The sequence below is a fragment of the Pseudomonas sp. NY15374 genome, assembly GCF_048068255.1.
Lineage (GTDB): Bacteria > Pseudomonadota > Gammaproteobacteria > Pseudomonadales > Pseudomonadaceae > Aquipseudomonas > Aquipseudomonas machongensis.
Genome location: NZ_JBLUPZ010000002.1, coordinates 133,809 through 158,870, shown reverse-complemented (window position 1 = coordinate 158,870; position 25,062 = coordinate 133,809). Strand labels below are relative to the sequence as shown.

The following is a 25,062-nucleotide window of genomic DNA, read 5'->3' as shown; positions in this document are numbered from 1 at the left end:
ATGCAGCTATTCGCCTTGCTGCCCATGGGAGGTCATCCGAAATGGCCCAGGAACTCTACACCCGCACCAACCAGAAACTGTTCTTTGCAGGCCTGGCTCTTGAGTCCATGGCCAAGGCCGAGCAGAGCCAGGCCATGAATGCCCAGGGCCTGATCCAGGCTGAGCGCGAGGCGGCGGTGTTCCATTTGTATGGGGCGTTGCTCGGGCTGTGCCATGAGATTGCCGGCTTCTATCGTCTGCCCCAGGCGAACGCCGCGCGTGCAGAGCTGTTGCTTAACGATGACACGCTGAAGACCGTCGCCATTCCGGAAATGGCCGAGATGCTTGAGCTGGCACGCCAACCGCAGACCTGGCTGGCGCAGTTGATCAAGGCTTATGCCGATTTGTTCCAACCACCGGTCGCGAAGAAAGTCGCCAAGACAGATGTCACGCAGCCGTTGATCCAGGCTGTCAATCTCGATGAAGTCGAGGATGTCGTGCTGTCTCGGGCGGAATTGGAGCGCTGGCGGCAGGACCTAAAAGGGCTTGTAAGACGTTTCCGAGAAGCGTTGAGTGAGTGCTGACAGTCGGCGCGGCTGGTACACTACTCGCCTTTCGTGAACAGCAGGCCCTTTATGTCAACGTCCTTTCTAGAAATTGTCGAATTGCCTGATGGCCGGATCGAACTGCGCCGTGCCGAGGACGAGGGTTCGCTGGTTACCCTGGATTTCTCCGAAGATGCCAAGGCATTTCTTCAGGGGCAGCATGTAGAAGTGGCCAAAGCCATGCTCAGCGTTGGTGTGCAGATGGCAGGTAAGCTGGTCGAAGGTGACTTCGAGCGTGATGAGGGACCGCGGGTTCTGCACTGAACACGCCAGTTGGGCCATCACTGCAGTGCGTCACAGGCAAAGCCTGGACATCAGCCGAGGCGGATGTTCAGGCTTTGTGCGTTTCCGCAGGTGGCGGCACGAACGAGCTGCTGGCGGATGCTGGCATTGACGTTGCCGAACCAGCTGACCACCGTGTGGCTATGACCCAGGCGTAGCGCTTCGCAGGCCAGTTGCAGGGCGCTCTGGTTGCTTCCGGGTTGCAGCAGCAGGATGCGTTCGCGATTCAGGCCGGCGTCACGCAGCCAGGTTTGTGTGAGACTCGCCGGCGGTGCGATCAGTGTCAGCCAGCGTGCGTCATCTTCTTCGCTCAGCTCGCGCAGGATAGGGGCCAACAGGCTCTGGCAGTGCCCTGGCGCGCCGCGCAGGGACAGTTCACTGAACAGTTCTGGTTGGCCGGGCTTGCGCGACTGCTCGCGACTTTTCAGGCCTGGCAGTACCGGCTGTGCGAGAAAGGCTTCGAACAATGGCAATTGTGCGGGCTGCGATAAATGGGCGGACTGCTGCATGACGCCTCCTGGATCAGCGGCGAATGACGCCGACGCTCAAGCCCTCGATCACCAGTTCCTGATCTTTCAGGTCGACTTCGATGGGGGCGAATTCGGGGTTTTCGGCAATCAGCCAGACTTTGCTGCCCTCGCGCTTGAAGCGCTTGACGGTCACTTCGTCACCGATGCGGGCGACCACGATCTGGCCGTTGCGGGCTTCGCGGCAGGTGTGCACGGCGAGCAGGTCGCCGTCGACGATGCCGATATCCTTCATGCTCATGCCGTGAACGCGCAACAGGTAGTCGGCGCGAGGATGGAAGAAGGCTGGATTGATATTGCAGGATTCCTCGATGTGCTGCTCGGCGAGGATCGGGGCACCTGCTGCAACACGGCCGATGATCGGCAGGCCGCTGTCGTCAGGCTTGGCTTCGAGACCCGGGATGCGAATGCCGCGGGAGGCGCCTGGCGTCATCTCGATGGCGCCCTTGCGCGCCAAGGCCTTGAGGTGCTCTTCAGCGGCATTGGGCGATTTGAACCCTAGCTCTTGTGCGATTTCTGCGCGGGTAGGCGGGAAGCCGTTGTCTTCAAGGCAACGTTTGATGAAGGCCAGGATCTCGGCTTGGCGTGGCGTCAGTTTCAGCATGGCGAGTGGCTCTGTCTTTTTATACAGTGACTGGGATTATATACAGTACAAGGCCTGCTGCAAGCACCACGCTTGAAGAAAATCGCCGCGGTCCTCCAAGCGTTGTGCCCAGCCCTTGATATTTGTGGCTTGCAGCTTGAGCTCCGGCGCTTTAAAAAGGGCGACCGTCGGGTCACCGAACCTTGACATGCGCGTGCTTGAAACGTATGTTTCAAACAACTGTTTGTCAGGCGGATAAGTCATGGCCCAATCGGAAACCGTTGAACGCATTCTCGATGCTGCCGAGCAGCTGTTCGCGGAAAGAGGTTTCGCGGAAACTTCGTTGCGTTTGATCACTAGCAAGGCCGGGGTCAACCTGGCGGCGGTGAACTACCATTTCGGCTCCAAAAAGGCGCTTATCCAGGCGGTCTTCTCGCGCTTCCTCGGTCCGTTCTGTGCCAGCCTGGAGCGTGAACTCGAGCGCCGTCAGGCGCGCCCTGAGCAGAAGCCGACGCTCGAAGAACTGCTGGAGATGCTGGTGGAGCAGGCCTTGGCCGTGCAGCCGCGCAGCAACAACGACCTGTCGATCTTCATGCGCCTGCTGGGCTTGGCCTTCAGTCAGAGTCAGGGCCACCTGCGCCGCTATCTTGAAGACATGTACGGCAAGGTGTTCCGGCGCTACATGCTGTTGGTCAACGAAGCGGCACCGCGTATTCCCCCCATCGAGCTGTTCTGGCGCGTGCATTTCATGCTGGGTGCCGCCGCGTTCAGCATGTCCGGTATCAAGGCGCTGCGCGCCATCGCTGAAACCGATTTCGGCATCAACACTTCGATCGAGCAGGTCATGCGTCTGATGGTGCCGTTCCTCGCCGCCGGCATGCGTGCCGATAGCGGGGTAACCGACGAGGCCATGGCGGCCGCGCAACTGCGGCCACGCAGCAAGAGCGCAGTCACCGGCGCGCCAGCCAAGGCTTGAACACTGGGCGGGGCAGGGCGCTTCGGCTAAGCTAGCGCCCATGCCCGACCTTGATTTCCTGCACATCTCCCTCGCTGACCAACGCCTTTACGGATTTTCCCGGGGGACGTTGTGCGTGCGCCTGGACGTTTCCACTGCGCGCCTGGGGGCAGGTGAACTCAAGGGTTCTGGCTGCACGCCGCGTGGCCTGCATCAGGTCAGGGCGAAGATCGGCGCTGGATTGCCGCAAGGGGCTGTGCTCAGCAGCCGACGCTGGACCGGTGAAGTCTGGTCGCCCGCCTTGCACGCGCAATCTCCAGGCCGTGACTGGATCCTCACCCGCATCCTCTGGCTCAGTGGCTGCGAGCCAGGCGTCAACCGCCTGGGACGGGTCGATACCTTTCGTCGCTACATTTATCTGCACGGCACGCCGGACAGCGAACCGCTGGGCGTGCCGTTGTCCCATGGCTGCGTGCGCCTGCGCAACCGCGAGCTGTTGGACCTGTTCGAGCGCGTGCCGGTCCATTGCCCGGTGCGCATAAGCGAGGCTGCCTGCCCGCAATGGGCCTCTCTGGATATTCAATGAAGGACACCCTATGACTGCCAGCCTGCAAGGCTCCCTGATGGTGGATATCGCCGGTCAATGGTTGACCGCCGAGGATCGTCACCTCCTGCGCCAGCCCGAAGTGGCCGGTCTGATCATCTTTGCCCGTAACATCGACAGCCCACGCCAGGTGCGCGAGCTGTGCGCCTCGATCCGTGCTATTCGTCCTGACCTGATCCTGGCGGTCGATCAGGAAGGTGGTCGGGTCCAGCGTCTGCGTCAGGGCTTCGTGCGTTTGCCGGCCATGCGTGCCATTGCCGACAACGCCAACGCCGATTACCTGGCCGAACAATGCGGTTGGCTGATGGCCACGGAAGTTCTGGCGGTCGGCCTGGACCTGAGTTTCGCACCGGTACTGGATCTTGATCACCAGCGCAGCGCGGTCGTTGGCAGCCGTGCCTTCGAAGGGGATCCGCAGCGTGCCACGCAACTGGCCGGTGCCTTCATTCGTGGCATGAACGCGGCTGGCATGGCGGCCTGCGGCAAGCACTTCCCCGGACATGGCTGGGCGGAAGCCGATTCGCACGTGGCGATCCCCACCGATGAGCGCAGCCTGGAGCAGCTACGCCAGGCTGATCTGGTACCGTTCACTCGCCTCAGCGGCCAACTGGCAGCGGTGATGCCGGCGCATGTGATCTATCCGCAGGTCGACAACCAGCCGGCGGGCTTCTCGCAGCGCTGGCTGCAGGACATCCTGCGCGGCGAGCTGGGCTTTGAGGGGGTGATCTTCAGTGACGACTTGTCCATGGCTGGCGCGCATGTGGTGGGCGATGCCGCCAGTCGCATCGAGGCAGCGCTGAGTGCCGGTTGCGACATGGGGCTGGTGTGCAATGACCGAGCTGCGGCGGAGCTCGCGCTGAGTGCGGCGCAGCGCTTGAGGGTGCGGCCGTCGCCGCGCATCGCCGGCATGCGTGGGCAAGGCTTCGCGCGCACCGACTACCGCCAGCAGCCGCGCTGGCTTGAGGCGCTGGGGGCGTTGAAGGACGCGCAGCTGGTGGATTGACCGTGGTGTTCCCTTCGCGGGCAAGTCGGGACGCGAAGGGGACGCCCCGGATTCAGCGCCCTCGCTTGCCCGGCAGCGGGGCGAACAGTGCCTCGATTTCTTCATCCCCCAGCCGCCACTGACCGGCCTGCCCGCCATCGAGCAAACCGGCCGCCAAGGCGGCTTTCTCTTGCTGCAACTGCTGGATCTTTTCTTCCACCGTGCCGCGGGTGATCAGCTTGTAGACGAACACCGGCTTGTCCTGGCCGATACGGTACGCGCGGTCGGTGGCCTGGTTCTCGCTGGCCGGGTTCCACCAGGGGTCGTAGTGAATCACCGTATCGGCAGCGGTCAGGTTCAGGCCTGTACCACCGGCCTTGAGGCTGATCAGGAACACTTCGCTGTCGCCGTTCTGGAACTGTTGAACCGGCGCGCGGCGATCGCGGGTGTCGCCGGTCAGCAGGCTGTAGCGAATGTCGCGCTTTTCCAGTTCTTGCTCGATCAGTGCGAGCATCGAAGTGAACTGGGAGAACAGCAGCACTCGGCGACCTTCGCTGAGCAGTTCCTCGAGCATTTCCATCAAGCTGCCCAGCTTGCCCTTGTCGGCTTGATTGCCCTTGGCTTCCACACCCTTGACCAGACGCAGGTCACAGCACACCTGGCGCAGCTTGAGCAAGGCATCGAGGATGACGATCTGGCTGCGTGAGGCGCCATTGCGGGCGATTTCATCGCGCACCTTCTTGTCCATGGCCACGCGTACCGTCTCGTAGGTGTCGCGCTGTGCGTCGCTGAGGTCCACCCAGTGAACCATCTCGCTCTTGGCCGGCAGCTCTCGGGCCACCTGCTCCTTGCTGCGGCGCAGCAGGAAAGGGCGTACGCGGCTGGCCAGGTGGGCCAGCCGCTCGCGGTCGCCATGACGTTCGATGGGGGTGCGGTAATCCTGGTTGAAGCGTTTCTGATCGCCCAGCCAGCCGGGCATCAGGAAGTGGAAGATCGACCATAGCTCACCCAGGTTGTTCTCCATGGGTGTGCCGGTCAGGCAAAGGCGCTGGTTGGCCTGCAGCTCCCGTGCTGCCTGGGCGGCCTTGCTGGTGCTGCTCTTGATGTTCTGTGCTTCGTCCAGTACCAGCACGTGCCAGGGTTGGGCCTGCAATGGCTCGAGGTCGCGTGGCAGCAGGGCGTATGTGGTCAGGATCAGGTCGTATTCGTGCAGTGCACCAAAGAAACGGGTGCGTCCGGGGCCGTGCAGGGCCAGAACGCGCAGATTGGGTGCGAAGCGCTGTGCTTCGTCCAGCCAGTTGGGCACAAGGCTGGTGGGCATCACTGCCAGGGCTGGATGGTTCAGGCGCCCGGCTTCTTTTTCCAGCAGCAGATGGGCAAGGGTCTGCAGGGTCTTGCCCAGACCCATGTCGTCGCCGAGGATGCCGCCGGTGCCCATCTCGCGCAGGGCTTGCAACCAGTTCAGGCCCTGCTGCTGGTAGGGGCGCAAGGTCGCGGCCAGCCCCTTGGGTGGCTCGACCTCCAGGTCACGCGCATCGCGTAGGCGCCGGCCGAGATCGCGCAGTTGTTCGCCACCTTCCCATTGCAGGGGCAGGTGCTCGATATCGTTCAGGCGTGCCGCATCGGCGCGCTCCATGCGCAGCGTCGGTCCGCTGGCATCCTCGTGCAGATACAGCTCGCCGAGGGTGCCCATCACTGCCTTGATCCGGCCGTAGGGCAGGGCGACCCGCATGGCCGGGCTGTCCAGGCGACCGCGGTTGAGGTCGATCAACAGGTGTTCATCGTCGCCGCGCCGCGCAAGTTCGCTGGGGCGCAGCAGTTCGGGGCTGCTGCGCAGCAACTGCAGGACGATCGGCAGCAGGCTATAGCGCTGGCCGTCGACGACGATGCCCAGTTCCAGATCGAACCATTCGTGGCCGGGGGCTTCCTGAATGTTGGCGTACCAGTCTTCCACGTCGTGGAGGTTGAAGGCGAAGTCACGGTGGATGTCCACCTTCCAACCTGCCTCGCGCAGTCGCAGCAGGTCTTCGCGGGCGAAGCGCAGCCAGGTCTCGTCGTCGGGCAGTTGGAACATTTCGCCGGCGCTGTCGGGCAGGGCCTTGCTCTGACGTGTGGCAGGCTTGAAACCGAGTTTGTGCAGGGTGTCGCGCAGGCGTTTTTCATGCTGCGGCTGGCGGCGAATATGCTGGCTGGTACTGTCCACCAGGCGGCTCAGCGGCTTGTCGTCGGGGCCGCTGGCGCGCAGCCCGTCGTAGTCGAACGACAGCGCCGCGCGATGCTGCATCTGGCGCTGCATGCGTCCGGTCTTGGGCGTGTAGGCGCTGAATTCCAGGCTGCCAAGGGTGAGGTGTGGTGTGGGTTCGATGTCGTCGAGCAGTTCCTGCTTGACCGTTGTCGGGGTCGGCAGTTGGTGGTTCAGGGCGTTGAGCTTGTGGCTGAGTGGCACGATCAGGTGTTCCGGTACATCGGGTGCGAGCGAGAGCTGGATGGCGGTGTGCGGGTCGAGACTGTGGGCGACGGTACCGACTTCACTGGTCATGACGTCGAAGTAAAACAACGGCACCAGCGGCAGGACGCAAAGCAGCGGTTTGTCGGCGTTGTACCACATGCCGCGGTATTCGCCGCTGTCCAGGCGCACCCAGCGAAATTCCGCCTGGCGCTCCTGGCCGCGGCGCAGCAGCGGCAATTCTTCCATGAACATCAGGCGTCCGGTTTCCAGCACCCGTTGCAGTAGCTCGCCGCCTTCCTGGCCTTTTAGCACGTAGCCGCGCTCCTGGCCGTAGGGGGCGTTCTGTGCGGACAACTGGCGCAGGATGCGCAGGTCTTCTTCCTTGACGAACTTGGGCGGCTCGTAGAGCAGTTCATACAGCGATTGCACCCGGCTGTAGCGTATGTCGCCATCGTTGCGAGTGCCCTTGCGCACGCGCAGGGCGCAGCCTTGATCGCCCAGCAGCATGAGCTGGTAGCAGACCATGCGTCCGCGCTTGTCTTCTTCAGGCCGGTGGGGGGTGGCGCGTTGCTCTAGGCCCTGCAGCCAGTGTTGCAGGTGGTGCGGCAGGTGATCGCTGGCCGCCGGTTGTGCCGTATGGCGGTGGGCGAGCGTGTAGAGCACGGCGGCGCAGTGCTTGCAGTTCTCGCCGACCGGGCAGGTGCACTGGCCGCGAACATGACAGTGTCCGGCGGAGTTGAAGGTGATGGTAATCCGCTGACGATAACGGTTGTCGCCGTTGCCGCTGCAGGTTGCCTCGATACGTGCGTCGCCGTGGGAGAGAATCTCTACCCTCCCTTGCTCGGCATAGCGCTCACCGCGCTGCAGAGCGCCGGCGTTGAATTCGCGCTTCCAGCTCGGGTTTTCCGCAACCTGCTTCTGCACGTCACTCACGTGTCACTGCTCCATCATCTCCGGGTCCATCGTTGGCAGCTTGCGCATGCCAGCCGGTGCGACCCTGATCAGCAGCGCCAGGTGGCCCCCGTCGAGGAAGGTCAGCTGGCCGTTTTTCACATTGCTGTTGCTTTGCTTGAATTGCTCGCTGCGCAGCACGCTGCCGTTGCCGTCCAGGTCGTTGACCCAGAAGTTGGCCTCGATGCGGGTGAAGCGGCCCTCGGCGATGCTCAGGTTGCCCTCGATGGGGAAGTGCCCGAACTGCTCGTCACCGGCGCTCACGGCGATGCGGCTGGGCTCGCTGCCCACCTGCTGCTGCCAAGCCTTGTGCAGCAGCACAGTGTAGTCGGCAGTGGCTTGCAGGCGGGTGGCTTCGTCGACCAGTGCCGGTGGGCGTTCGGCATCCTTGGCCAGGCGTGGGGCGCCGGCGCTCCAGTTCTCGGGAGCGAACGGGCTGGTCACGGCAGGCACGGCATTCTGCCGCAGGAGGAGGATTTCCACCTGATAAGGGCCTTCGGCGAAGGCCGTCACTGGCGCGATGAGCGACAGCAACAAGGTCAGGCAACGAATGGCACGCATGGAGCTTCCTTAATTTGACTGTGGGGCCAGGCGCTCGAACAGCGCCTCGAGAGTGTTGAAGCGTTCTTCCGGGCGTTCCATCGGCACCAGGAAGCGGAACTGGGTCGCGCCTTCGAACTTGTAGCGCTTGGGCTGGCCCTGGATCAGCTTGATCAGGGTCAGTGGATCGACCGGCGTTTCGGCCTCGAACTCGAGCTTGCCGCCATTGGGGCCGGCATCGACCTTCTTGATGCCAAGCTTCTCGGCCTGCAGCTTGAGCAGCGTCAGGCGCATGAGGTTCTTGGTCGGCTCGGGCAGCAGGCCGAAGCGGTCGATCATCTCCACCTGCAGGTCCTTGAGGCCTTCTTCGTCGGCCGCCGAAGCGATGCGTTTGTACAGGATCAGGCGGGCGTGCACATCGGGCAGGTAGTCCTCGGGGATCAGCGCCGGCAGGCGCAGGTTGATCTCCGGGCCGCCGCCCAGTGGTTGCTCGAGATTGGGTTGGGTGCCCTTGCGGATCGCCTTGACCGCACGTTCGAGCATCTCCATGTAGAGGGTGAAACCCACTGCCTGGATCTGCCCGCTCTGGCCCTCGCCGAGCAACTCGCCGGCGCCGCGGATCTCCAGGTCGTTGGTGGCCAGCACGAAGCCTGCGCCCAGGTCCTGGGTGTTGGCGATCGCCTCCAGGCGTTTCTCGGCATCGCCGCTGATCTGTTGGCGTGGCGGGGTGAGCAGGTAGGCGTAGGCCTGGTGGTGGCTACGTCCGACCCGGCCGCGCAACTGGTGCAACTGGGCCAGGCCGAACTTGTCGGCACGTTCGATGACGATGGTGTTGGCGCTGGGCACGTCGATGCCGGTCTCGATGATGGTCGAGGCAATCAGCACGTTGAAGCGCTTGTGGTAGAAGTCGCTCATCACCTGTTCGAGCTCGCGCTCGCGCATCTGCCCGTGGCCAATGCCGATGCGCGCCTCGGGCACCAGCTCGGCGAGGTCGGCGGCGCATTTCTCGATGGTCTTCACGTCGTTGTGCAGGTAATAGACCTGGCCGCCACGCAACAGCTCGCGCAGCAGTGCTTCCTTGACCGTGCTCTTGTTCTGCTCCATGACGAAGGTGCGCACCGACAGGCGTCGAGCCGGCGGGGTGGCGATGATCGACAGGTCGCGCATGCCGGCCACGGCCATGTTAAGGGTGCGCGGGATTGGCGTGGCGGTGAGGGTGAGGATGTCCACCTCGCTGCGTAGCGCCTTGAGCTGTTCTTTCTGGCGTACGCCGAAACGGTGCTCTTCGTCGATGATCGCCAGGCCCAGGTCCTTGAAACGCACATCGTCCTGCAGCAGCTTGTGGGTGCCGATGAGGATGTCGATCTTGCCTTCGGCAAGGTCTGCGGCGGCGGCGGCCACTTCCTTGGCGGACTTGAAGCGGCTCATCACCTCGACCGTCACGGGCCAGTCGGCAAAGCGATCGCGGAAGCTGTTGTAGTGCTGCTGGGCGAGCAGGGTGGTAGGTACCAGGACCGCGACCTGGCGGCCGCTGTGCACCGCGATGAAGGCTGCGCGCATGGCCACTTCGGTCTTGCCGAAGCCGACATCGCCACACACCAGTCGATCCATGGGCTTGGCGGCGAGCATGTCGAGGCGCACGGCCTCGATGGCAGCCTGCTGATCGGGCGTCTCTTCGAAGGGGAAGCCGGCGCTGAAGGTGGCGTAGTCAGCGGCCGGGTCGGCGAAGGCGTAGCCCTTGCGCGCAGCACGGCGGGCATAGATGTCGAGCAGCTCGGCGGCCACGTCGCGCACCTGTTCGGCGGCCTTGCGCTTGGCTTTCTGCCAGGCTTCGGAGCCGAGTCGGTGCAGCGGCGCCAGGGCGTCGTCGCTGCCGGTGTAGCGGGCGATCAGGTGCAGGTTGGCCACCGGCACATAGAGCTTGGCGCCCTCGGCGTATTCAAGGGTGAGGAACTCGGCGGCCTGGCCGTCGATTTCCAGGGTGGCCAGGCCCAGGTAGCGGCCCACGCCGTGATCGATGTGCACCACAGGGGCGCCTTCGCGCAGCTCGGTGAGGTTCTTGATGACTGCATCGTTGGCCGCTTCGCCGCGCTTGTCGCGACGTCGGCGCTGCATCACGCGCTGGCCGAACAGCGGGCTTTCAGCCACAAGGGCCAGGCTCGGGTCATCCAGCAGCAGGCCGTCATCGAGCGGGGCGATGGTGATCGCCAGGCGTTCGCTGCCCGTGATGAAGTCGGCCCAGCCTTCGACGGTGTGCGGGCGCAGCTTCAGGCGTTCGAGCAGCTCCAGCAGTACCTCGCGGCGGCCTGCCGATTCGGCGGTGAACAGCACCCGGCCGGGGAACTGGTCGAGGAAGTTCGACAGCTCTGCCAGCGGCTGGTTGGCCTTGGCCTCGATGGCCAGGTTGGGCAAGGCGCGGGCCGGGAAGCGCTCGCGGCCTGCGCCCTGTTCGAGTTCGTCGGCGCTGACCACCACGCGCGGCCATTGCTTGAGGCGGGCGAAGCAGTCCTCGACCGGCATGAACAGCTCGGCCGGTGGCAGCAACGGGCGGCTGAGGTCGCCGCGGCGCTCTTCGTAGCGCCCGCGTACGTCGTTCCAGAAGTGTTCGGCGGCCTGCTCGACGCCCGGCAGGGAGAATACCTGGGTGTCTGCCGGCAGGTAGTCGAAGAGTGTCGCGGTCTCTTCGAAGAACAGCGGCAGGTAGTATTCGATGCCGGCCGGAATGATGCCGCTGGTCAGGTCCTGGAAGATCGCGCTGCGCCGGAAGTCGACGTCGAAGCGCTCTCGGAAGCGGGCCTTGAAGCGTGTCACCTCATCCTTGTGCATGGGGAATTCGCGGGCCGGCAGCAGGCGGATCGAGTCGACCTTGTCGATCGAGCGTTGGGTCTCCGGGTCGAAGGTGCGCAGGGTCTCGATCTCGTCGTCGAACAGGTCGATGCGATACGGCGCCTTGCTCCCCATGGGGAACAAATCGATCAGCGCGCCGCGCACGGCGAATTCACCATGCTCGTAGACCGTGTCGACGCAGCGGTAGCCGCTGGCTTCCAGGCGGGTGCGCATCTGCTCGACGTCGATCTTCTGGCCCACGTCCAGCACCAGGCTGCTGCCCAGCAGGAAGCGGGTCGGGGCCAGGCGGTGCAGGGCGGTGGTGATCGGCACCACGAGAATGCCGTGGTCCAGCTCTGGCAGTCGGTAGAGGCTGGCAATGCGCTGGGAGATGATGTCCTGGTGCGGCGAGAACAGGTCGTAGGGCAGGGTTTCCCAGTCGGGGAACGGCAGCACCGGAAGCTGCGGGGCGAAGAAACGCAGCTCCTGTTCCAGGCGATCGGCGGCCTGGCTATCGGCAGTCAGCAGCAGGGTGAAGCGCCCGGCGCTGCTGGCGGCCTCGGCGATGGCGAGACTGAGGGCGGCACCTGGCAGGTTGCCCCAGGTTTGTTTGCCGGCCGTGGCCGACAGTTGCGGAAGGCGCAGAACTGACACGGAAGATCCGACTCCAAGCGTTGCGGCAAAGAGGTCAAGTGTACCGGCGACGCTGCTCGCTGTCAGGCTCGAAAGGGCATGACGGCTGGCTTTGCGGGTAGCGACAGGCGCTCATTGCCCGATACGCATCGGGGCGTCATAATGTAGCCCCTTTTTTCTGTCCCTACATGTGGAAGGTTCCCGTGACTCAGAAGCCCGACCAGTGTCTTGGTGAGTGGATCGATCGTGAAGCCCTGGCTGAAGCGATGATCCCGCTTATCGGTCAGCTCTACCGCAACAACAACGTGGTGAGCTCGATCTATGGCCGCAGCCTGATCAACCGTTCGGTTATCTCGATCCTCAAAGCCCATCGCTTTGCACGTCACCGTCAGACCGACGAGACCGAACTGTCCGTACACGAGACATTCCCCCTGCTCAAAGCCATGAGCGAGCTGAAACTGGGCGCCGCTTCGGTCGACCTGGGCAAGCTGGCCAACAAGTTCAAGCAGGAAGGCAACGGTCGCACTGCCGAGCAGTTCGTCCGTGAAGAACTGGCTGAGGTGGTTGGCCAGCAGAACGCTTCGGCGCGCAAGGGCACCGACGTCGTCCTGTACGGCTTCGGCCGCATCGGCCGCCTGCTGGCGCGCATCCTGATCGAGAAGACCGGTGGTGGCGACGGCCTGCGCCTGCGCGCCATCGTCGTGCGCAAGGGCGCCGAAAACGACCTGGTCAAGCGCGCCAGCCTGCTGCGCCGCGACTCGGTTCACGGCCCGTTCGATGGGACTATCACCATCGATGAAGCCAACAACACCATCACTGCCAACGGCAACCTGATCCAGGTCATCTACGCCAAGAGCCCGAGCGAAGTCGACTACACCCAGTACGGCATCGACAACGCACTGATCGTCGACAACACCGGCGTCTGGCGCGATGCCGACGGCCTGGGCCAGCACCTGGCCTGCCCAGGCGCTGCCCGTGTAATCCTCACCGCACCTGGCAAGGGCGCGCTGAAGAACATCGTGCACGGCATCAACCATGGCGATATCGCTGCCGATGACAAGATCATCTCCGCGGCATCCTGCACCACCAACGCCATCGTGCCGGTGCTCAAGGCCATCAACGATCAGTACGGCATCGTCAACGGCCACGTCGAAACCGTTCACTCGTTCACCAACGACCAGAACCTGATCGACAACTTCCACAAGGGCAGCCGTCGCGGTCGTGCCGCGCCGCTGAACATGGTCATCACCGAAACCGGCGCCGCCACTGCCGCTGCCAAGGCACTGCCAGTGCTCAAGGGCAAGCTGACCGGCAACGCCATTCGCGTACCGACGCCGAACGTGTCGATGGCCATCCTGAACCTGAACCTGGAAAAGGCGACCAACCGCGAGGAGCTCAACGAGTACCTGCGCCAGACCGCCATGCACTCGGAACTGCACAAGCAGATCGACTACGTCAGCTCCCAGGAAGTGGTTTCGACCGACTTCGTCGGCTCGCGCCACGCCGGTGTGGTCGATGCCGAAGCGACCATCTGCAACGATAATCGTGTTGTCCTGTACGTCTGGTACGACAACGAGTTCGGTTACAGCTGCCAGGTCGTTCGCGTGATGGAAGAGATGGCCGGTGTGAACCCGCCAGCGTTTCCACGCTGATAGGCTTGTAAGGCCATGAAAAAACGGGAACCTTCGGGTTCCCGTTTTTTTATGTCGTGTCTGTGCCGGCACTGCCACGGTAAACGCTGGTCCCAGGGTAGACGCGGCACAGGCAACCGAGAGTCTGAATCTTGCGCAAAGCCTTACTGCTTATCCTGATGCTGCTATCGGCCTGTGACCAGCAACCCACGCTGGAGCGCCTTGGCGGCCCGACCATGGGCAGCAGCTACAGCATCCAGTATGTTCGCAACCCCGGCGGCCCGGCACCGGACCAGGTGCGCGAAGCTGTCGAAACCATCCTGCATGAAATTGACGCGTCGTATTCCACCTACCGTGACGACTCTGTCGTCAGTCGCTTCAACCAGTTGCCGGCCAATCAATGCCTGGCCATCCCGCAGGACATGCTCGAGCTGGTCACCTTCGGCCAGCACCTGGCGGATGTGAGCGAGGGCGCTTTCGACCTCAGTGTCGAGCCACTGCTCAACCTGTGGGGTTTCGGCCCGCAGGCGCGTCAGGAGCAGGTGCCCGATCCTCAGGCCCTCGCCTTGGCCCGTCAGCGCGTAGGTTATCGTCACCTGCACATCGATGGCGAGCGCCTGTGCAAGGATGTCGCGCTGGAGCTGGACTTCAACAGCATCGCTGCCGGTCACGCCGTCGACCTGATCGCCGAGCGCCTGCGGGCGATGGGTATCGACAGCTTTGTCGCCGAAGCCACCGGGGAGTTGCAGGTCGCAGGCCGCAAACCTGATGGCAGCCCCTGGCGCATTGCGCTGGAACTGCCGCGCGAGGATCGCCAGATCGCTCGCCAGGTGATTGCCATCGATGGCCTATCGGTGTCGACCTCGGGTGACTACCGCAACTATTTCGAGGACAATGGCCGGCGCTATTCGCACACCTTCGATGCCCGTCTGGGGCGTCCGGTCGCCCACGGTCTGGCTGCGGTCACCGTGCTTGACCGCTCGGCACTGATCGCTGACGGTTACTCGACGTTGCTGCTGATTCTCGGGCCCGAGCGCGGCTGGGATTTTGCCGTGGCCCACGGCATCGCTGCCGTACTGGTGACCCGGGTCGAGGGTGGTTTCGTCTCCCGTTCCACACCCGGTTTCCAGCGGGTGTTGAAAGGCGGGTGAAAGGCAGGGCACGGATGATCGCGGCCAGGGAAGCGGCGAAATGACATGTAGTGCAGGCAAAGATGGCCTACGACGCGACCAAGGGTTAATGTGCGCGGCGTTCACGCTTGATTAGACTGCACCCGAATTTTTTCATGGCGCCTCGGCGACATGATGAGCCCCGCGGCCAGCCGGCCGGCGGGCCAGTTCTGAAGGAGTACGCATGGCTGTCTACAACTACGACGTAGTGGTGCTGGGTTCCGGCCCGGCCGGAGAAGGCGCGGCAATGAACGCCGCCAAAGCGGGGCGCAAGGTCGCGATGGTCGACAGCCGTCGCCAGGTCGGCGGCAACTGCACCCACTTGGGCACCATCCCGTCCAAGGCACTGCGTCACTCGGTGCGGCAGATCATGCAGTTCAACACCAACCCGATGTTCCGTGCCATTGGTGAGCCGCGCTGGTTCTCCTTCCCTGACGTGCTCAAGAGCGCCGAGAAGGTGATTTCCAAGCAGGTTGCCTCGCGCACCGGCTACTACGCGCGCAACCGCGTCGACGTGTTCGTCGGTACCGGCAGCTTCGCCGATGAGCAGACCGTCGAAGTGGTCTGCCCCAACGGCGTGGTCGAGAAGCTCAACGCCAAGCACATCATCATCGCCACCGGCTCGCGCCCTTATCGCCCGGCCGACATCGACTTCCACCACCCGCGCGTCTACGACAGCGACACCATCCTCAGCCTGAGCCACACGCCGCGCAAGCTGATCGTCTATGGTGCCGGGGTGATCGGTTGCGAATACGCCTCGATCTTCAGTGGCCTGGGTGTGCTGGTCGAATTGGTCGACAACCGTGGTCAACTGCTGAGCTTCCTGGATTCGGAAATCTCCCAGGCGCTGAGCTACCACTTCAGCAACAACAACATCACCGTACGCCATAACGAGGAGTACGAGCGTGTCGAGGGCCTGGACAACGGGGTGATCCTGCACCTGAAGTCGGGCAAGAAGATCAAGGCCGACGCCTTGCTGTGGTGCAACGGCCGTACCGGCAACACCGACAAGCTGGGCCTTGAGAACATCGGCATCAAGGTCAACAGCCGCGGCCAGATCGAGGTCGACGAGAACTACAGCACCAGTGTGCCGAACATCTACGGTGCCGGTGACGTGATCGGTTGGCCGAGCCTGGCCAGCGCCGCCCACGACCAGGGCCGTTCGGCGGCCGGCAGCATCGTCGACAACGGCAGCTGGCGCTTCGTCAACGACGTGCCGACCGGCATCTACACCATTCCGGAGATCAGCTCGATCGGCAAGAACGAGCAGGAGCTGACCCAGGCCAAGGTGCCGTACGAAGTGGGCAAGGCGTTCTTCAAGAGCATGGCGCGTGCGCAGATCGCCGGCGAGCCTCAGGGCATGCTGAAGATCCTGTTCCACCGCGAAACTCTGGAAATCCTTGGCGTGCACTGCTTCGGCTACCAGGCTTCGGAGATTGTCCACATCGGCCAGGCGATCATGAACCAGCCGGGTGAGCTGAACAATCTCAAGTACTTCGTCAACACCACCTTCAACTACCCGACCATGGCCGAAGCCTATCGGGTAGCTGCCTACGACGGTCTGAACCGGCTTTTTTGAGCGGCTCCGGCCGGTGGCCTGAGCCGGTCGGGGAGACCGATTTCAGCCCTACCCGAGGGTGGTCTTGGCCAAACCGGGAAAGTCTGTAATCAGGCTGTCCACGCCAAAATCGGCGAGTCGGCGCATCAGCGCCGGCTCGTTGACCGTCCACACCGACACATGCAAACCCTGCTTCTGCGCCTTGAGCAGGCGTTCGGGGGTGCACAGTGTCCAGTTCAGCGCGAGCATCTCGCAGCCGTAGTTCTGTGCCACTTTCAGTGGGTCGAGCCAGGCGTATTCGGCAACCAGCCCACGCGCGATGTCGGGCACCAGTTCCTGCGCTGCCCCCAGCACTTCCCGCGAGCTCGAGGTGATGGTCACCTTGTCGAGCAGGCCGTACTGTTGGGCCAGCTCGCGAATGGCCAGCACCGTGCTTGCTGCGCGGGTGCGCGAAGCACTCTTGACCTCCAGCTGCCAGTGGGCAAAGGCGCATTTCTCGAACAGTTCTTCAAGGCGCGGAATAGGGCAGGGCTGCACATGTCCGGGGCCGCCCTTGCGCGCGTCGTAGGTAACCAGGTCCGCTGCCGAGTGTTCGACAACCTTGCCGCGTCGGCCGGTGGTGCGCTTGAGGGTCGGGTCATGGATCACCATCAGCTCGTTGTCGGCCGACAGGTGCAGGTCCAGCTCGCAACGGTCGACGCCGTGCGACAGGCACTGGCGGAAGCTGGTCAGGGTGTTCTCGGGCGCTTCGCCCTTGGCGCCGCGATGGCCGTAGATCAGGGTCACGTTCGTTCCTTCAGGTCTAAAGGGAAAAGGCTCAGGATGCCGGGTCGTCGTGTTCGAGTTGCTGGCGCCGCTGTTGTTGCTGGCGCTGCAGGATATAGCGCGCCAGGAGCTGGCGCTGGGCATCGGTCATGTCGATGAATTCGGTGCCAACTTCGAAGTCGCCTTCGGGGCGTGGGTCGCAGTGGGTGACGCGGCCACGCAGCTGCAGGCCGTGGGCGCGTGGCATCAGCACCATCTTCACCTTGACCCGAGTGCCGGGCGCGATTTGCTGCGCCTGGGCGAATTCGACACCGCCTTCGGAGATGATCACCCGCTGCGGCTGGCCGATCTCGCCGATCAGCGTTTGTGCGACCACCGCGCTGAGCAGGTCGAGGCGTTTGTTCTGGGCGCGCAGGAAGGCGGCCAGGGTGCGGTCCTTGTCGCTGAGCTGGCGCAACAGGTGCTGGGATTCGAAGTCCGACAGGTGCAGCTCGCTGAGCAGGTTGAACAGTGGTGAATCATCCTGCAACAGTTCTGGCTCAAGGGCTTCGGCCGCGCTCAGGGGGCTGATTTCCAGTGCGATCCTGTCTTCGATGCGGTAGTATTCCCGGCGATCTTCTTCGTCTAATGTCGTCATGGCGAACCCATGGTTGCGGCGGTGGTCCGAGTGTAAAGCCGCCGTAGGCGCCTCGCCACCAGGACGTTCCCTTTCATCCGAACAAGCCCCGACATGTTCAGACCTCTCTTCGTATTCATCGGTACGCGTTACACCCGTGCCAAGCGACGCAACCATTTCGTCTCGTTCATTTCCCTGACCTCGATGATCGGCCTCGCCCTGGGCGTGGTGGTGATGATCGTGGTGCTGTCGGTGATGAATGGCTTCGATCACGAGATGCGCACCCGCGTCCTTGGCATGGTCCCCCACGCCACCATCGAGGGCGACCAGCCCATCGGCGACTGGCAGGCCCTTGCTCAACAAGTAAAGCAGAATCCGCACGTGCAGGCGGTCGCGCCCTTCACGCAGATGCAGGGGCTGCTTACCCATGACGGCAAGGTGCAGAAGATGCTGCTCAACGGCATCCAGCCGGACCGCGAGCGCGAGGTGTCGATCATCGACAACTTCCTGCAGCAGGGCAGCCTCGACCAGCTGGCGCCCGGCGAGTGGGGCATCCTCATCGGTGACAAGGCCGCCACCAAGCTGGGCGTCAAGGTCGGTGACAAGGTCACCTTCGTCGCCCCCGAGGTGAGCATCACCCCGGCCGGGATGTTCCCGCGCATGAAGCGCTTTACCGTGGTCGGCACCTTTCACGTCGGCGCTGGCGAGATCGATGGCTTCCTGGGCCTGACCAACCTCTCTGACCTTTCGCGGCTGCACCGCTGGAAGACTGACCAGGTGCAAGGCCTGCGCCTGAAGTTCGACGACCTGTTCAAGGCTCCGCGCGAGGCCTGGAGCATCGTCCAGCAGTTGGGCGAGCACCAGTACTACGCCCGCGACTGGACCCGCACCCAGGGCAACCTGTACCAGGCGATTCGCATGGAGAAGTCGATCATCGGCCTGCTCCTGCTGCTGATCGTCGCGGTGGCCGCGTTCAACATCATTTCCACCCTGGTGATGGTGGTCAACGACAAGCGCGGCGACATCGCCATCCTGCGTACGCTTGGCGCCACGCCCCGGCAGATCATGGCGATCTTCATGGTCCAGGGCACGGTGATCGGCGTGGTCGGCACGCTGATCGGCGCGGTGATCGGGATCATCGCCGCGCTCAACGTCAGTGCGGCGATCGCTGGCGTCGAGACCCTGATCGGGCACAAGTTCCTCAATGCCGATGTGTACTTCATCGATTACCTGCCGTCGCAGATCATCGCCCAGGACGTGTGGATGGTCTGCGGTGCGGCGCTGGTCCTGAGTTTCCTCGCCACCCTGTATCCGGCCTGGCGTGCAGCGCGCACCCAGCCTGCAGAGGCGCTACGTTATGAGTGAGTCGCGCATGAGTGATAAAGCCGTACTGAGTTGCCGCAACCTGGGCAAGTCCTATGACGAGGGGCCGGAGTCGGTGCAGGTGCTGTCGGGCCTGAGCCTGGAGCTGCACCCGGGTGAGCGGGTGGCCATCGTCGGTAGCTCCGGCTCGGGCAAGAGCACGCTGCTCAACCTGCTTGGCGGCCTCGACACGCCAACCCAGGGCAGCGTCTGGCTGGCCGGGGAAGAGCTTTCGGCGCTCGGCGAACGTGATCGCGGCTTGCTGCGCAACCGCGCCTTGGGCTTCGTCTACCAATTCCACCACCTGCTGGCAGAATTCACGGCCCTGGAAAACGTCTGCATGCCGCTGCTGATCGGTCGTACACCCATCCCGGAGGCGCGCCAGCGCGCTGAGGCGCTGCTCAAGCGTGTAGGCCTCAGCCATCGGCTGAATCACAAGCCTGCCGAACTGTCTGGCGGCGAGCGCCAGCGCGTGGCGATTGCCCGTGCGCTGGTCAACCAGCCGGGCCTGGTGATGCTCGACGAGCCCACCGGCAACCTTGATCACCATACCGCTCTGGGTATCCAGGAGCTGATGCAGGAACTGTCGACGGCGTCGCGCACGGCGTTCCTGGTGGTGACCCACGACCTGAGCCTGGCACGCAAGATGGACCGTGTGCTGAGCCTGGAAGACGGTCGTCTGATCTCGATCTGATTGCATGGGGCCGCCTGCGCGGCCTCAATCTACTGTTCAACTGGGTGTTCGCGTACATGTTCAGACCCTTGCCCTTGTTCATCGGTGCCCGTTACACCCGTGCCAAGCGCCGCAATCACTTCATCTCGTTCATCTCCATGACCTCGATGATCGGCCTCTCTTTGGGCGTGCTGGCGATGATCGTGGTGTTGTCGGTGATGAACGGTTTCCAGCGTGAAATGAGCTCGCGCGTGCTGGGACTGGTGCCGCATGCCAGCATCCTTGGCGTACAGCCGCTGGATAACTGGCAGCGTGTTGCCGAGGCTGCGCTGAAGAACCCGGCGGTGATCGCCGCGGCGCCCCTGACGGAAATGGAAGGCATGCTCTCCTACAAGGGCGCGATGCAGCCGATCCAGGTCAGCGGTATCGATCCGGCGCAGGAGGGCAAGGTCTCCATTGTCGGCCAGCATATCGTTCAGGGTGCCCTGCAAGCGCTGCAGCCCGGTGAGTATGGCGTGGTGCTTGGGGAGCTGACGGCGCGCCGTTTTCGCCTGAACACCGGCGACAAGGTCACCCTGATCGTGCCGGAGGTGAGCAGTGCGCCCGGTGGTATTACCCCACGCATGCAGCGCCTGACCGTGGTCGGCATCTTCAAGGTCGGCGCCGAGCTGGACGGTTCGCAGGCCTACATCCACATGGCCGATGCCGGCGAGATGCAACGCTGGGCACCGGGCCAGGTGCAGGGCGTACGCCTGAAGCTGCACGACCTGTACGCTGCGCCGCAGGTGTCCAAGGCGATTGCTTCGGGCCTGGGCGATGCCTACCGCGCCGATGACTGGTCGCACACCCAGGGCAGCTTGTTCAGCGCGATGAAGATGGAAAAGACCATGATCGGTCTGCTGTTGCTGATGATCATTGCCGTGGCGGCGTTCAACATCATCGCCACCCTGGTGATGGTGGTGAACGACAAGGGTGCCGACATCGCGATTCTACGCACCATCGGCGCGACGCCGGCGCAGATCATGGGGACCTTCATGGTCCAGGGCAGCCTGATCGGTATCGTCGGCACCCTGATTGGCGGGGTGTTGGGCGTGATCGGTGCGCTCAACGTCAGCGCCATCGTCGGTTGGCTGGAACGCACCAGCGGCCAGCATATCTTCACCTCCGACATGTACTTCATCAGCAGCCTGCCATCGCAGTTGCAGTGGGGTGATGTCGCGATCATCTGTATCGCCGGCCTGGTGATGAGCTTCATGGCCACGTTGTACCCGGCGTATCGCGCATCGCAGATCGAACCTGCGATGGCATTGCGTTACGAGTGATGTCGTGATTTGCGCCTGAAAATGGGCACGATCCCTGCGCTGGCGCGAGCGTAAACGAAGCCCGCGCCAGCCGTTGCACTGCCTCAGCGCTTCGGGGGCAGGTCGATCACAAAGCGCGTCCATCCCCCTTCACAGTGGGCGTGAATTCCCCCGCCATGGGCCTGCACGATGGACCGGGTGATCGCAAGCCCCAGCCCCGCATGTTCGCTGCTGCCTTCATGGCGTGTCGGATCCTCTCGATAGAACCGGTCGAACAGGCGTGGCAGGGCCTGAGGTGCAATCGCGGGGCCGGTATTGGCGATCTCTATGTGCAGCCCCGGTGACAGCGTCACTTCGATGGTCCCGCCAGGTGGGGTGAAGCGCAGTGCGTTGTCCAGCAGGTTGGACATGGCCCGGCGCAGCATGTGCCGGTCGCCCTCTGTCTGTGCTTCACCGCGGCGTCGCAGGATGATGCCGGCATCTTCGGCCAGCGGCGCGTAGTACTCCAGCAGAGCATCGGTCTCGGTCGCCAGGTCCAAAGCCTGTCGGCTGGGCATCAGCAGGCCATGGTCGGCCTTGGCCAGGAACAGCATGTCGTTGACCATCTGCGCCAGGTGTTGCAGTTCCTCGAGGTTGCCGTGAAGGGCTTCGCGGTACTCCTCCAGGCTGCGGGGGCGGGTGAGAGTGACCTGGGTGTGGGTGAGCAGATTTGACAGCGGCGTGCGCAGTTCATGGGCGATGTCGGCGGAAAACGCCGAGAGGCGCTGAAAAGCATCGTCCAGGCGTTGCAGCATGGCGTTGACGGTGTGGCCGAGCTCGGCGAGTTCTTCAGGCAGTTGCGCCACTGGCAGGCGCGTGGTCAGCGAGCGCGCATTGACGCTGGCGGCCACCGCGCCCATCTGGCGCAACGGTTGCAATCCGCGGCGCGCAGCCCAGGCGCCGAGTAGGGCTGTGGCCAGCGCGCAGAGCCCGACAGTCAGCCAGATCAACTGCTGCATGCGTTGCAGAAAGTGCTGGTGGTGGGTGATGTCGAGAAACAAGGTGATCTGGGCGTTTGGCAACGCCTGGCACAGGCTGCGGTAGTCCATGCCGTCACTGTGCAGGGTGGCCAGGCCCGGCTGACGGGGCTCCTGCGGCAAGCCTGCGCGGCTGTCGAACCACAGCGTACCGTCGTTGCCGCGGATACGCAGGGCCAGGTCCGACTGGTGGCTGAGCTCGCTGCGCAGCGTCGGCAGGTGGTCGTCCAACGCGGCGCGGGAGTCGACATCGGCCAGGTGCGCACGCAATTGCGAGAGGCGGGCGCTGAGCAACTGCTGGTCGAGCTCGACGAAGTGACGTTCACTGGCATGGCTGAACAGCAACCCGGCGCTCAGCGACACGGCGGCGGTGCAGGCCGCGAACAGCAGGGCCAGGCGCCCGCTGAGGGAGAGTCGGGGCATCAGTCGTGGCGCTCCTCGAGCACGTAGCCCATGCCGCGCACGGTATGGATCAGCTTGTTGGGGTGGTTGTCGTCGATCTTCAGGCGCAGGCGACGGATCGCGACCTCGATCACATTGGTGTCGCTGTCGAAATTCATGTCCCACACCTGCGAAGCGATCAGCGATTTGGGCAGCACCTCGCCCTGGCGCCGCAGCAGCAGCTCGAGCAGGGCGAACTCCTTGGCGGTCAGGTCGATGCGGCTGCCGGCGCGCTCGGCGCGGCGACGGATCAGGTCCAGGCGCAGGTCGGCCAGGGCCAGGGTGGTGTCCTGAGAAGGGCTGGCACCGCGGCGCAGCAGGCTACGTACCCGGGCCAGCAGCTCGGAGAAGGCAAAGGGTTTGACCAGATAATCGTCGGCCCCCAGCTCCAGGCCATGGACGCGGTCTTCGACAGCGTCACGCGCGGTAAGGAACAATACCGGCGTGTCCAGCCCAGCCTGGCGCACCGCCTGAAGGATCTGCCAGCCATCCCGGCCCGGCAGCATGACATCCAGGATCAGCAGGTCGTGGTCGCCGGTGAGCGCGAGGAATTGCCCCGTTTCACCGTCACCGGCCAGTTCCGTGGCAAAACCGGCCTCGCTCAGGCCCTGGCGCAGGTATTGGCCGGTCCTGGCCTGGTCTTCGACGATCAGCAGTTTCATGCACTGTCCATTGTCAAAAAGGTAAGCGCACAAGCACTCCAGTTTCCATAGAACAGCCCGGAGTGTCGTGCCGCAGCATTGGCTCAAATGATACGTGACGATCGGCAAGCGCGCCCAAGCTGACAAACTTGTAATCTGCCTGTCAGCTAGCCGCCAGTCCCATGACCCTAGAGTGGCTCCATCTCTAGCGCACAAACCGGAGTTGCCATGAAACACCTGATCCTCGCCGCCACCCTTGCCGTGGCCAGCCTGCCGGTCTTCGCCGATGGCGCCAAGGCCTTCGGCTTCGGCGAACCGGCGCCGGCCTCCAAGGCCACCCGTACCGTCGATGTGGTGCTCAAGGATATCGCCTTCGAGCCCAAGAGCCTGCAGGTCAAGGCCGGCGAGACGGTGCGCTTCGTGGTGATCAACGAAGGCAAGCTGGCTCATGAGTTCAACCTGGGTGACAAGGCCATGCACGTCGAGCACCAGAAGGAGATGGCGGCCATGGCGGGCATGGACCATGGCAACATGGCCGGGATGGACCACAGCCAGATGGGCCATGGCGGCAACGGGCATGATCAGGGCAACACTGTGCTGGTCCAGCCCGGGCAGCGCGCCGAGCTGACCTGGACCTTCCGCAAGTCGGCGCCCATTGAGTTCGCCTGCAATGTACCGGGCCACTATCAGGCGGGCATGGTCGGTCAGTTGACCATCGAGTGACATCATCCCCAAGGCGGGGTGCAAAACCGGTAGAATGGCGCCATTCCCGCGCTTTCAGGTCAGATACATGCATCCCGCCGCCGAACACTCCCCGCTGGGCAAGTCCAGCGAATACATCGCCACTTACACCCCGTCGCTGCTGTTTCCGATCCCACGCACGGCCAAATGGGCCGAGCTGGGTGTGACCGCGCAGACCCTGCCGTGGCAGGGCGTGGACTACTGGAACTGCTTCGAGCTGTCGTGGTTACTGCCCTCCGGCAAGCCGGTGGTGGCCATCGGCGAGTTCGCCATTCCGGCCGACTCGCCTAACATCATCGAGTCCAAGTCGTTCAAGCTCTACCTCAACTCGTTGAACCAGACGGTGTTCGCATCGACCGGCGAGCTGCAGGCGTGCCTGGAGAAGGACTTGTCCGCTGCTGCAGGCAAGCCTGTGAAGGTTCAGGTTCGAACGCTGGGTGAGGTCGAGCAGCAGGGTGTGGTGGCCTTGTCGGGCCAGTGCATCGATGGGCTGGACGTGAGCATCAGCAACTACGAGCAACCGCAGCCTGAACTGCTGCGCTGCGACTCGCAGCGCATCGTCGAGGAAACCCTGCACAGCCACCTGCTCAAGTCCAACTGCCCGGTCACCGGCCAGCCTGACTGGGGGAGTGTGGTGGTCGAGTACAAGGGGCGCGCGCTGGATCATGCCAGCCTGCTGACCTATCTGGTGAGCTTCCGCCAGCATGCCGACTTCCACGAGCAGTGCGTCGAGCGGATCTACCTGGACCTGCTGCGCCTGCTGCAGCCGGAGCATCTGACGGTGTATGCGCGTTATGTGCGTCGGGGTGGGCTGGACATCAACCCCTACCGCAGCAATCGGCCGATCAGTCCGAGCAACGGGCGGTTGGTGCGCCAGTAAGCGCAATGCTTGGGGGCGTTATACCCCCAGCGTAGCGCGAGGCCGCTCCCGCAGGTGATGACTGCAGGGGCGGCTCCTGGTGATGAAATCAGATCCCCATGCTGTGCAGCGAGTTGGCAATGCTGCGCAGCGTCGCCGTGAGGTCCGGGTGATCGGCTTCGAAACGCTCGATGGCCAGATTCACGCCATCGACCAGGTTGTTGTCTGGCGTGGCCTCTTCGAGCTTCAGTTGCGCTTCGATCTGTCGCGCTTCCTCATGCAGGCTGGCGAGTTCTTCTTCCGACAGCGGTACGTTTCGATCCAGTTGCTCGCGCAGGCTGTTCAGGCGCTCTTGCAATTCGCGGGCGGGCAT

The 25,062-nt window shown here is 63.6% G+C and carries 23 protein-coding genes; 13 read left to right on the top strand and 10 right to left on the bottom strand.

Features of this window, described 5'->3' with window-relative positions; translation table 11 throughout:
* The first annotated feature begins 41 nt into the window (after positions 1-41).
* Both ACNFHO_RS05055 and ACNFHO_RS05050 read left to right on the top strand, forming a co-directional pair.
* On the top strand, positions 42-563 hold the full coding sequence (locus ACNFHO_RS05055; RefSeq protein WP_054894447.1) for a DUF6586 family protein: 522 nt from the start codon (positions 42-44) through the stop codon (positions 561-563).
* A 51-nt stretch (positions 564-614) separates the two neighbouring features.
* A complete protein-coding gene (locus ACNFHO_RS05050; RefSeq protein WP_011534820.1) occupies positions 615-848 on the top strand; it encodes a hypothetical protein in 234 nt (77 codons plus the stop codon).
* Between the two features lie 50 nt (positions 849-898).
* Here the strand turns inward: ACNFHO_RS05050 and sulA are convergent, their stop codons facing one another.
* Positions 899-1,375 (bottom strand): SOS-induced cell division inhibitor SulA, encoded by a 477-nt coding sequence (gene sulA / locus ACNFHO_RS05045; protein ID WP_054894446.1) that lies wholly within the window; start codon positions 1,373-1,375, stop codon positions 899-901.
* A gap of 13 nt (positions 1,376-1,388) precedes the next feature.
* Positions 1,389-1,997, bottom strand: a complete 609-nt coding sequence (gene lexA / locus ACNFHO_RS05040) for a transcriptional repressor LexA (protein ID WP_054894445.1) — start codon at positions 1,995-1,997, stop codon at positions 1,389-1,391.
* 241 nt (positions 1,998-2,238) lie between these two features.
* Between lexA and ACNFHO_RS05035 the strand changes: the two genes are divergently transcribed.
* From ACNFHO_RS05035 to nagZ, 3 genes are read left to right on the top strand one after another with little or no spacing between them, the layout of a single operon-like run.
* Positions 2,239-2,952, top strand: coding sequence for a TetR/AcrR family transcriptional regulator (locus ACNFHO_RS05035; protein ID WP_153774549.1), 714 nt, complete (start codon positions 2,239-2,241; stop codon positions 2,950-2,952).
* A 40-nt stretch (positions 2,953-2,992) separates the two neighbouring features.
* Complete coding sequence (locus ACNFHO_RS05030) at positions 2,993-3,517, top strand: L,D-transpeptidase (RefSeq protein WP_151925617.1); 525 nt, start codon at positions 2,993-2,995, stop codon at positions 3,515-3,517.
* Positions 3,518-3,539: 22 nt separating this feature from the next.
* Entirely contained in the window at positions 3,540-4,538 is a 999-nt protein-coding gene (gene nagZ / locus ACNFHO_RS05025) for a beta-N-acetylhexosaminidase (protein WP_416765874.1), read from the top strand.
* A 52-nt stretch (positions 4,539-4,590) separates the two neighbouring features.
* Here nagZ and ACNFHO_RS05020 read toward each other — a convergent pair whose 3' ends face one another.
* The 3 genes from ACNFHO_RS05020 to mfd all read right to left on the bottom strand — a co-directional run bounded on the left by ACNFHO_RS05020 (position 4,591) and on the right by mfd (position 11,937).
* Complete coding sequence (locus ACNFHO_RS05020) at positions 4,591-7,491, bottom strand: DEAD/DEAH box helicase (protein ID WP_416765872.1); 2,901 nt, start codon at positions 7,489-7,491, stop codon at positions 4,591-4,593.
* Positions 7,492-7,902: 411 nt separating this feature from the next.
* Complete coding sequence (locus tag ACNFHO_RS05015) at positions 7,903-8,478, bottom strand: CsiV family protein (RefSeq protein WP_416765506.1); 576 nt, start codon at positions 8,476-8,478, stop codon at positions 7,903-7,905.
* 9 nt (positions 8,479-8,487) lie between these two features.
* Entirely contained in the window at positions 8,488-11,937 is a 3,450-nt protein-coding gene (gene mfd / locus ACNFHO_RS05010) for a transcription-repair coupling factor (protein ID WP_323453745.1), read from the bottom strand.
* Positions 11,938-12,104: 167 nt separating this feature from the next.
* Between mfd and ACNFHO_RS05005 the strand changes: the two genes are divergently transcribed.
* The 3 genes from ACNFHO_RS05005 to sthA all read left to right on the top strand — a co-directional run bounded on the left by ACNFHO_RS05005 (position 12,105) and on the right by sthA (position 16,295).
* Positions 12,105-13,568 carry a glyceraldehyde-3-phosphate dehydrogenase gene (locus tag ACNFHO_RS05005; RefSeq protein ID WP_054894439.1) on the top strand — a complete coding sequence of 488 codons (1,464 nt, stop codon included), beginning with the start codon at positions 12,105-12,107 and terminating at the stop codon, positions 13,566-13,568.
* Between the two features lie 131 nt (positions 13,569-13,699).
* Positions 13,700-14,698: an FAD:protein FMN transferase gene (locus ACNFHO_RS05000; protein WP_416765503.1), complete on the top strand. Its 999-nt coding sequence runs from the start codon at positions 13,700-13,702 to the stop codon at positions 14,696-14,698.
* Between the two features lie 202 nt (positions 14,699-14,900).
* A complete protein-coding gene (gene sthA, locus ACNFHO_RS04995; protein ID WP_054894437.1) occupies positions 14,901-16,295 on the top strand; it encodes a Si-specific NAD(P)(+) transhydrogenase in 1,395 nt (464 codons plus the stop codon).
* 48 nt (positions 16,296-16,343) lie between these two features.
* Here the strand turns inward: sthA and ACNFHO_RS04990 are convergent, their stop codons facing one another.
* Positions 16,344-17,060: a glycerophosphodiester phosphodiesterase gene (locus tag ACNFHO_RS04990; protein ID WP_125929357.1), complete on the bottom strand. Its 717-nt coding sequence runs from the start codon at positions 17,058-17,060 to the stop codon at positions 16,344-16,346.
* Positions 17,061-17,091: 31 nt separating this feature from the next.
* Positions 17,092-17,676 carry a PilZ domain-containing protein gene (locus ACNFHO_RS04985; protein ID WP_416765501.1) on the bottom strand — a complete coding sequence of 195 codons (585 nt, stop codon included), beginning with the start codon at positions 17,674-17,676 and terminating at the stop codon, positions 17,092-17,094.
* A gap of 93 nt (positions 17,677-17,769) precedes the next feature.
* Here ACNFHO_RS04985 and ACNFHO_RS04980 point away from each other — a divergent pair, with 93 nt between their 5' ends.
* Genes ACNFHO_RS04980 through ACNFHO_RS04970 form a run of 3 tightly spaced genes read left to right on the top strand, consistent with a single transcriptional unit; the run spans position 17,770 to position 21,012 of the window.
* The gene (locus ACNFHO_RS04980; protein WP_416765499.1) at positions 17,770-19,020 is read left to right on the top strand and encodes a lipoprotein-releasing ABC transporter permease subunit; all 1,251 of its coding nucleotides are present in this window, start codon (positions 17,770-17,772) and stop codon (positions 19,018-19,020) included.
* 7 nt (positions 19,021-19,027) lie between these two features.
* Positions 19,028-19,711, top strand: a complete 684-nt coding sequence (lolD, locus tag ACNFHO_RS04975) for a lipoprotein-releasing ABC transporter ATP-binding protein LolD (protein ID WP_172964760.1) — start codon at positions 19,028-19,030, stop codon at positions 19,709-19,711.
* Between the two features lie 56 nt (positions 19,712-19,767).
* Entirely contained in the window at positions 19,768-21,012 is a 1,245-nt protein-coding gene (locus ACNFHO_RS04970; protein ID WP_416765496.1) for a lipoprotein-releasing ABC transporter permease subunit, read from the top strand.
* Positions 21,013-21,095: 83 nt separating this feature from the next.
* On the opposite strand, the gene ACNFHO_RS04965 is transcribed toward ACNFHO_RS04970, so the two are convergent.
* Together ACNFHO_RS04965 and cinR are read right to left on the bottom strand one after the other, a co-directional pair.
* Positions 21,096-22,433 (bottom strand): heavy metal sensor histidine kinase, encoded by a 1,338-nt coding sequence (locus ACNFHO_RS04965; protein ID WP_416765871.1) that lies wholly within the window; start codon positions 22,431-22,433, stop codon positions 21,096-21,098.
* On the bottom strand, positions 22,430-23,110 hold the full coding sequence (gene cinR / locus ACNFHO_RS04960; protein ID WP_063545622.1) for a two-component system response regulator CinR: 681 nt from the start codon (positions 23,108-23,110) through the stop codon (positions 22,430-22,432). Before cinR ends, ACNFHO_RS04965 begins: the two co-directional genes overlap by 4 nt.
* A gap of 207 nt (positions 23,111-23,317) precedes the next feature.
* Here cinR and ACNFHO_RS04955 point away from each other — a divergent pair, with 207 nt between their 5' ends.
* Together ACNFHO_RS04955 and queF are read left to right on the top strand one after the other, a co-directional pair.
* Positions 23,318-23,812: a cupredoxin domain-containing protein gene (locus ACNFHO_RS04955; protein ID WP_416765495.1), complete on the top strand. Its 495-nt coding sequence runs from the start codon at positions 23,318-23,320 to the stop codon at positions 23,810-23,812.
* A 67-nt stretch (positions 23,813-23,879) separates the two neighbouring features.
* Complete coding sequence (gene queF / locus ACNFHO_RS04950; protein WP_416765494.1) at positions 23,880-24,710, top strand: NADPH-dependent 7-cyano-7-deazaguanine reductase QueF; 831 nt, start codon at positions 23,880-23,882, stop codon at positions 24,708-24,710.
* An 88-nt stretch (positions 24,711-24,798) separates the two neighbouring features.
* Here the strand turns inward: queF and ACNFHO_RS04945 are convergent, their stop codons facing one another.
* Positions 24,799-25,062 (bottom strand): DUF4404 family protein, encoded by a 264-nt coding sequence (locus tag ACNFHO_RS04945; protein WP_063545619.1) that lies wholly within the window; start codon positions 25,060-25,062, stop codon positions 24,799-24,801.

Excerpts from the sequence above, each read along its gene's own strand:
- ACNFHO_RS05055 (WP_054894447.1), top strand. The coding sequence starts at position 42 with ATGGCCCAGGAACTCTACACCCGCACCAACCAGAAACTGTTCTTTGCA.
- ACNFHO_RS05050 (WP_011534820.1), top strand. The coding sequence starts at position 615 with ATGTCAACGTCCTTTCTAGAAATTGTCGAATTGCCTGATGGCCGGATC.
- sulA (WP_054894446.1), bottom strand. The coding sequence starts at position 1,375 with ATGCAGCAGTCCGCCCATTTATCGCAGCCCGCACAATTGCCATTGTTC.
- lexA (WP_054894445.1), bottom strand. The coding sequence starts at position 1,997 with ATGCTGAAACTGACGCCACGCCAAGCCGAGATCCTGGCCTTCATCAAA.
- ACNFHO_RS05035 (WP_153774549.1), top strand. The coding sequence starts at position 2,239 with ATGGCCCAATCGGAAACCGTTGAACGCATTCTCGATGCTGCCGAGCAG.
- ACNFHO_RS05030 (WP_151925617.1), top strand. The coding sequence starts at position 2,993 with ATGCCCGACCTTGATTTCCTGCACATCTCCCTCGCTGACCAACGCCTT.
- ACNFHO_RS05020 (WP_416765872.1), bottom strand. The coding sequence starts at position 7,491 with ATGGTCTGCTACCAGCTCATGCTGCTGGGCGATCAAGGCTGCGCCCTG.
- ACNFHO_RS05015 (WP_416765506.1), bottom strand. The coding sequence starts at position 8,478 with ATGCGTGCCATTCGTTGCCTGACCTTGTTGCTGTCGCTCATCGCGCCA.
- ACNFHO_RS05005 (WP_054894439.1), top strand. The coding sequence starts at position 12,105 with ATGTGGAAGGTTCCCGTGACTCAGAAGCCCGACCAGTGTCTTGGTGAG.
- sthA (WP_054894437.1), top strand. The coding sequence starts at position 14,901 with ATGGCTGTCTACAACTACGACGTAGTGGTGCTGGGTTCCGGCCCGGCC.
- ACNFHO_RS04985 (WP_416765501.1), bottom strand. The coding sequence starts at position 17,676 with ATGACGACATTAGACGAAGAAGATCGCCGGGAATACTACCGCATCGAA.
- ACNFHO_RS04980 (WP_416765499.1), top strand. The coding sequence starts at position 17,770 with ATGTTCAGACCTCTCTTCGTATTCATCGGTACGCGTTACACCCGTGCC.
- lolD (WP_172964760.1), top strand. The coding sequence starts at position 19,028 with ATGAGTGATAAAGCCGTACTGAGTTGCCGCAACCTGGGCAAGTCCTAT.
- ACNFHO_RS04970 (WP_416765496.1), top strand. The coding sequence starts at position 19,768 with ATGTTCAGACCCTTGCCCTTGTTCATCGGTGCCCGTTACACCCGTGCC.
- cinR (WP_063545622.1), bottom strand. The coding sequence starts at position 23,110 with ATGAAACTGCTGATCGTCGAAGACCAGGCCAGGACCGGCCAATACCTG.
- ACNFHO_RS04955 (WP_416765495.1), top strand. The coding sequence starts at position 23,318 with ATGAAACACCTGATCCTCGCCGCCACCCTTGCCGTGGCCAGCCTGCCG.
- queF (WP_416765494.1), top strand. The coding sequence starts at position 23,880 with ATGCATCCCGCCGCCGAACACTCCCCGCTGGGCAAGTCCAGCGAATAC.
- ACNFHO_RS04945 (WP_063545619.1), bottom strand. The coding sequence starts at position 25,062 with ATGCCCGCCCGCGAATTGCAAGAGCGCCTGAACAGCCTGCGCGAGCAA.